Here is a 5,581-nt window from a genome sequence, read left to right on the forward strand (position 1 = left end):
CCCGCGTCGAGGCCCCCCCCATACTGGAACCGCTCGCCGGCCGCCGCCGGGGGTGTTAAACTGGGAGCACACAGGGACGTAAAATCCCTTGGCTTGTGCCATGCGGGTTCGAGTCCCGCCCCGGTCACCAAGCCGTGCCGATCCACTTTCCCACCAAGTCCTCAGTGTTCTGGCACTCGTCCAAATCTTGGGGATTGTATGAACTATTCTTAGGGTAAGAGCCCGTATAGCACCGCGCGACTGCGCGCCCGAGGGACGGGCCCATACGGGCTCTTGCGGGCGGCCTGGTCGCTGAGAATCCTCATCCGCGACGATCAACCACCCCAACATCCCCGCCCCGGCCTGCGCTCGCTGGTCGTGGCTATTCAGGCAAGCCATTGGGCTATGCCACCTGGTGGAGGAGGGAATCAGAGTCATGCGGCGTCAAAAGCAGCTTCCCCGAGTCCATGTCGAAGCGTTGACACTGGCGAACGCGGCCGACGGCACTGCGCGGGCACTCGCCTGTACACTGCTCATGGCCACGACCCTGGTCGCCGTTACGCTTGGCGTAATCTAGCGATTACTTCGGCCGGGTGCGGGCGCCAGGACGCGCACGTGCCCGTCCATGCGGTTCCCTGTGCCCAGGCGCTGGTGCTTGCCCGCGCCGGCCGGCGTTCGGAACCTGCGCGGTAGCGAAGGTCATTCGCTCGCGATAGCCTGTAGGTCGCGAACTACGGGTCGGGTGAGGCGACGGTGCGAAGTCGGTCCCGTCCAAGGACGCCCCGCCCTTCGACTGCACGGTAGTCCGTCGGCCACCTGATACACGCTGCGCGCCTACCACGTCATGTCTCTGCCATTCCCGGACCATCCACTGCGCCACGCAGTGACGCAAGAGCTGCATGTGCGCACCTTCGAGGCGGTGCGTGCCCCCGCGGCGGTGGCACACCTTGCTTATGTCTGCGGAGAGCGCGGCAGCGGCGTCAATGTCGCCCATTTGTTGCGGCTCTTGTCGCACTTCGGCGTGGCGACGCCGGATGCGGCCGAGGTGGGTCAGTACTACTTCGTGGATCTGGGGGAGCTGCGCCTGCGCTGGGAGCGGCACACGGAGTTTGTCACTTACAGTTTTACCCGTTCCCTGTCACCGGACCGAGCAGCGGACCATCCGTTTGCCAAGGCGCCACTCGCCGCGCTGCCGCCGAGGTGGCTTGCGGCTTTGCCGGGCCAGGTGGTGACTGCGGTGCACCTGGTGCTGGAATCCGCTGACATGCCCGAGCGCACCGCTTCCGACCTCATGACCCTGTTTGGCGGCCATCCGATTATCGGTGCCCGCGTGGCAGGCGGCGCCGGGCTTGCCTGGTCTGACCTTCGTATCCACGCGGACGGGTTCGGACGCATCCTGCTGCGGGACTGTGGGCTCACGGACACGCAGGCTGGGCGGCTCGTCAAGCGTGTACTGGATGTCAATACCTATCGGGCCATGGCGCTGCTCGGTCTGCCGGCGGCGCGCTCGGCTGCTGGCATCCTGAGCGATGCGGAGCGGCGCCTCGCCGAACTGGCCGGGCGCATGGGTCGGGGCGCAGGCCGCGGCCGCGCCGAGGCCGGCGGCGCCGGCGACACACTGTCGGAGCGGGCCATGCTGGCGGAGCTCACTGACGTTGCCGCCGAGATCGAGTCCGTCGCCGCTAGTACGGCCTCACGCTTCGATGCGACGGCGGCTTACCACGAGGTGGTGCGGCAACGCCTCGAGCAGCTGCGCCAGGAGCGCATCCAGGGTCTGCCCACCTTCACCGAGTTCCTGGAGGCGCGTCTGCTGCCGGCCGTGAACACCTGCATGGCCACCGGGCGGCGACAGCATACCCTCGCCGAGCGTGCGGCGCGCATGACGGCACTGCTGCGTGCGCGGGTGGAGGTACGCCTGCAAGAGCAGAACCGCAGCCTGCTCGATTCCATGGACCGGCGTGCGCGCCTGCAGTTACGCTTGCAAGAGACGGTGGAGGGCTTGTCGGTGGTGGCCATCAGCTACTATGGCCTCGGACTGGTGGGTTACCTGCTGAAGGGGCTCGCTGAGGTCGGATTGCCCGTCGACCCCGTGCTGGGCGCGATGCTGGCGCTGCCGCTGGTGGTAGGCGCTGCCTGGATCGGGCTCAAGCGCACCAAGCGCCGATTGCACCGAGATGCGGATCCGGCCGACTAGCGCGACCGCCGCTCGGCGCAGTCAGTCCGTGTCCGAGTAGCTGATAGGCACGCGTCGAGACAGCCCAGTGAACAGCTGGTAGGCGATCGTATCGCTTGCTGCGGCCACGTCGTTGGCGGCCACCAGGTCCCCCCAGAGCTGTACGGGATCGCCTGGCTGCGCCTGCGGCTGAGCCGTGAGGTCCACGGTGAGCATGTCCATGGACACGCGGCCGATGATGCGGGTGTGCTTGCCGTTGACGGCTGCCGGTGTGCCGTCTTTTGCGTGGCGGGGATAGCCGTCCGCATATCCGGCGGCGACGACGCCCACCCGTGTCGGCGCCGTGCAGACGAATCGCCCGCCATAGCCGATGGCCTCGCCGGGGGCGAGCCCTCGCACGCTGATGAGCTCTGATTCCAGGTGCATGGTAGGTCGCAGCGCACGGGCCGATGGGTGCTGCTCGCCGAAGGGTGTAGCGCCATAGAGCATGATACCGGGACGCAGCCAGTCGCCGTGGGCAGCGGGGCAGGCCAGCACGGCAGCCGAATTGGCGATGCTGCGGGCGCCGGGCAGGCCGCCGGCATGCGCCGAGAAGCAAGCGAGCTGCGCTTGGGTGGCCGGGTGCTCCGGCTCGTCTGCGCAAGCGAGATGTGTCATCAACACCACTTCGCTCACGTGCGCGCAGGCTTTGAGTCGAGCGTACGCGGCCGCGAAGTCCGGGGGGGTGAACCCCAGCCGATGCATGCCCGTATCCATCTTGAGCCAGACCGGAAAGGGCTTGCTCGCGCGCGCCTCGCAGAGCCAGTCCAGCTGCTCGGCCTGGTGGACCACTGGCGTGAGCTCGGCTCGGTCCAGTGCCTGCAATTCCATCGGCTCGAAGATGCCTTCCAGCAGCACGATGGGGTTGCTGATGCCGGCCTCACGCAGTTCCAGGGCCTCCTCCGTGCAAGCCACTGCGAAGGCATCCGCCTCCGCCGCCAGTGTTCGTGCAACGGCAACGGCGCCGTGGCCATAAGCGTCGGCTTTCACTACGGCCAGCGCCCTGGCCCCAGGCGCCTGCGCCTTGGCATACCGGTAATTGTGTCGAATCGCGGCGAGGTCGACGCGGGCGCGTGTGGGGCGGGCCATAAACACTGTCTCGAGGCTGCAAGCACGCCGGATAGGGCCGGCTCTACGGGGAGATGCTGCCGCCCCAGGCGCAGCATGCGCAAGGGCTTGGTCCGAGCTGTGCGCGCCGAAGCGGGGGCAAAAGGCCGCGGAGCGGTCGCAACGCGATCGCCGGTGCTTGGAGTGGATCGTCTCCAAAGCTTATACTGACGCGTTTTTCTGATACGCCGCAGCAAGCATTCAGGAGCGCTGGACCATGCAAGTGACCGTGGAGGACGGCGAGGGGCTCGCCCGCCGCATGACCGTAGAATTGCCCGCCGACGATGTCGAGCAACAGGTCGACCGAAAGCTGCGGGATGTGGCCCGGCAGGCGCGGCTTCCCGGCTTCCGGCCGGGAAAGGTGCCCATGCGGGTCCTGCGGCAGCGCTTCGGCGAGAGCGTGCGCGGCGAAGTGTTGGGTGAGATGGTGCAGACCTCCTTCTCCCAGGCCGTCGCCGAGCAGGAGCTGCGTCCGGCGGGACGGCCGCAGATCGAGCCTGATATCGACATCGCCGGCCGCCGCTACGCCTACACGGCAAAGTTCGAGGTGCTGCCCGAAATCGAGCTGAAAGACCTCTCGGGCGAGCGCATCGCGCGGCCTGTCGCCGAAGTGACGGACGCCGACGTCGACCGCATGATCGAGCGCCTGCGCGAGCAGCGCCGCACCTTCGCGGACGTGGACCGCGCCGCCCAGGACGGTGACCGCGTGACCCTGTCCTTTGTGGGCAGCATCGATGGCGAGCCCTTCGAGGGTGGCAGCGGCGAGCACCGTCAGCTGGTGCTGGGCAGCGGCAGCTTCATCCCCGGCTTCGAGTCCCAGCTCGAAGGTGCCGCCGCCGGCGAGGAGCGCACGGTCGACGTCACCTTTCCTGAGGACTATCACAACAAAGACCTTGCGGGCCGCGCGGCGCAGTTCCAGGTGAGCGTCGAGGCCGTTGCGGCACCGCAGCTGCCGGACGTCGATGCGGACTTCATGGCGGCCTTCGGCGTCGACGACGGGGTTCTGGAGAGCTTCCGAGCCGATGTGCGCAGCAACATGGAGCGGGAGCTGCGCCAGCGCATCGAGGCCAAGGTCAAGAGCCAAGTGATGGATGCCTTGTTAGAGGCCAACCCCTTGGTGTTGCCGGCGGTGTTGGTAAGCGAGGAGATCGGGGCGCTCAAGCAGCAGACTCTGGACAGCGTCGGCGGCGGCAACGTGGATCTGCCGGACGAGCTCTTTGCCGAGTCCGCCGAGCGTCGCGTCAAGCTCGGTTTGGTGATTGCCGAGGTGGTGAAGCAGCACGACCTGCGGCCGAGCCCCGAGCGGGTGCGTGCCTTGGTAGAAGAGCTGGCCGCCACCTACGAACGCCCGGAGGATGTCATCAACTACTACTATGCCGATCCGCAGAGGCTCTCCTCTGTGGAGGCGCTTGCTCTGGAGGAGCTGGTGGTGGAGCGTATGCTTGCCACCGCAAGCGTCGAAGACGAGGCCAGCACCTTCGCTGCGCTGACCGAAAGCGGCGACGCCAGCCGCTGAAGCCCGATAGGTCTGTGCTCCTTGCATCGCCAAGCCAGATCGGCGCCGCGGCACCCACGGCGCCGAGCCTGTTGCGTGGAGGAGTGGCCTAACGGACATCGCGACGGTGTTCGTTGCGAGAGCCTTGCCGGAACCCCATGTCCGCTGGGGCAAGCAGTTTTCTGGGTGGTGGCCGCAAGCCCCGCTATGCGTGACCCGATTGAGCCCGTCGCCCGTCATCGAGGCCAGACAACCATGACCGACACTTTTGACCAGCGTCCGCCGTCGCCGCAGGCCTTAGGCCTGATCCCGATGGTCATCGAGCAGACCGCCCGCGGTGAGCGCTCCTTCGATATCTTCTCCCGGCTCCTCAAAGAGCGGGTCGTCTTTCTGGTGGGTCCGGTGGAGGACCACGTGGCCAACCTCGTGGTCGCGCAGCTGCTCTTTTTGGAGTCCGAGAATCCCGACAAGGACATCCACTTCTACATCAACTCGCCCGGCGGCTCCGTGACGGCTGGCCTGGCCATCTACGACACCATGCGCTTCATCCGCCCGGAGGTCAGCACCATGTGCATCGGCCAGGCGGCGAGCATGGGGGCGTTGCTGCTGGCGGGTGGAGCCGCGGGTAAGCGTTTCTGTCTGCCGCACTCGAGGATGATGATTCACCAGCCGCTGGGCGGGTTCCAAGGCCAGGCCACGGACATCGACATCCACGCCCGGGAGATCCTGCGGATCCGCGAGCACCTCAACCAGATCCTGGCCGAGCACACGGGTCAGCCCATCGAGAA

4 protein-coding genes are annotated in these 5,581 nt (G+C 67.0%); 3 read left to right on the plus strand and 1 reads right to left on the minus strand.

The features are described from left to right. Positions 1-823: 823 nt before the first annotated feature. Entirely contained in the window at positions 824-2,173 is a 1,350-nt protein-coding gene (locus I6U14_RS01745; protein ID WP_296896373.1) for a DUF3422 family protein, read from the plus strand. Between the two features lie 21 nt (positions 2,174-2,194). On the opposite strand, the gene alr is transcribed toward I6U14_RS01745, so the two are convergent. Next, positions 2,195-3,280, minus strand: a complete 1,086-nt coding sequence (gene alr, locus I6U14_RS01750; RefSeq protein WP_296896374.1) for an alanine racemase — start codon at positions 3,278-3,280, stop codon at positions 2,195-2,197. A gap of 235 nt (positions 3,281-3,515) precedes the next feature. Here alr and tig point away from each other — a divergent pair, with 235 nt between their 5' ends. After that, positions 3,516-4,814 (plus strand): trigger factor, encoded by a 1,299-nt coding sequence (gene tig, locus I6U14_RS01755; RefSeq protein ID WP_296896375.1) that lies wholly within the window; start codon positions 3,516-3,518, stop codon positions 4,812-4,814. A 234-nt stretch (positions 4,815-5,048) separates the two neighbouring features. Then, on the plus strand, positions 5,049-5,581 hold a 533-nt coding region (locus tag I6U14_RS01760), incomplete at its 3' end, for an ATP-dependent Clp protease proteolytic subunit (protein WP_296896377.1).

Origin of the sequence: Thiohalocapsa sp. (genome assembly GCF_019695415.1) — a bacterium.
Classification (GTDB): Bacteria; Pseudomonadota; Gammaproteobacteria; order Chromatiales; family Chromatiaceae; genus Thiohalocapsa.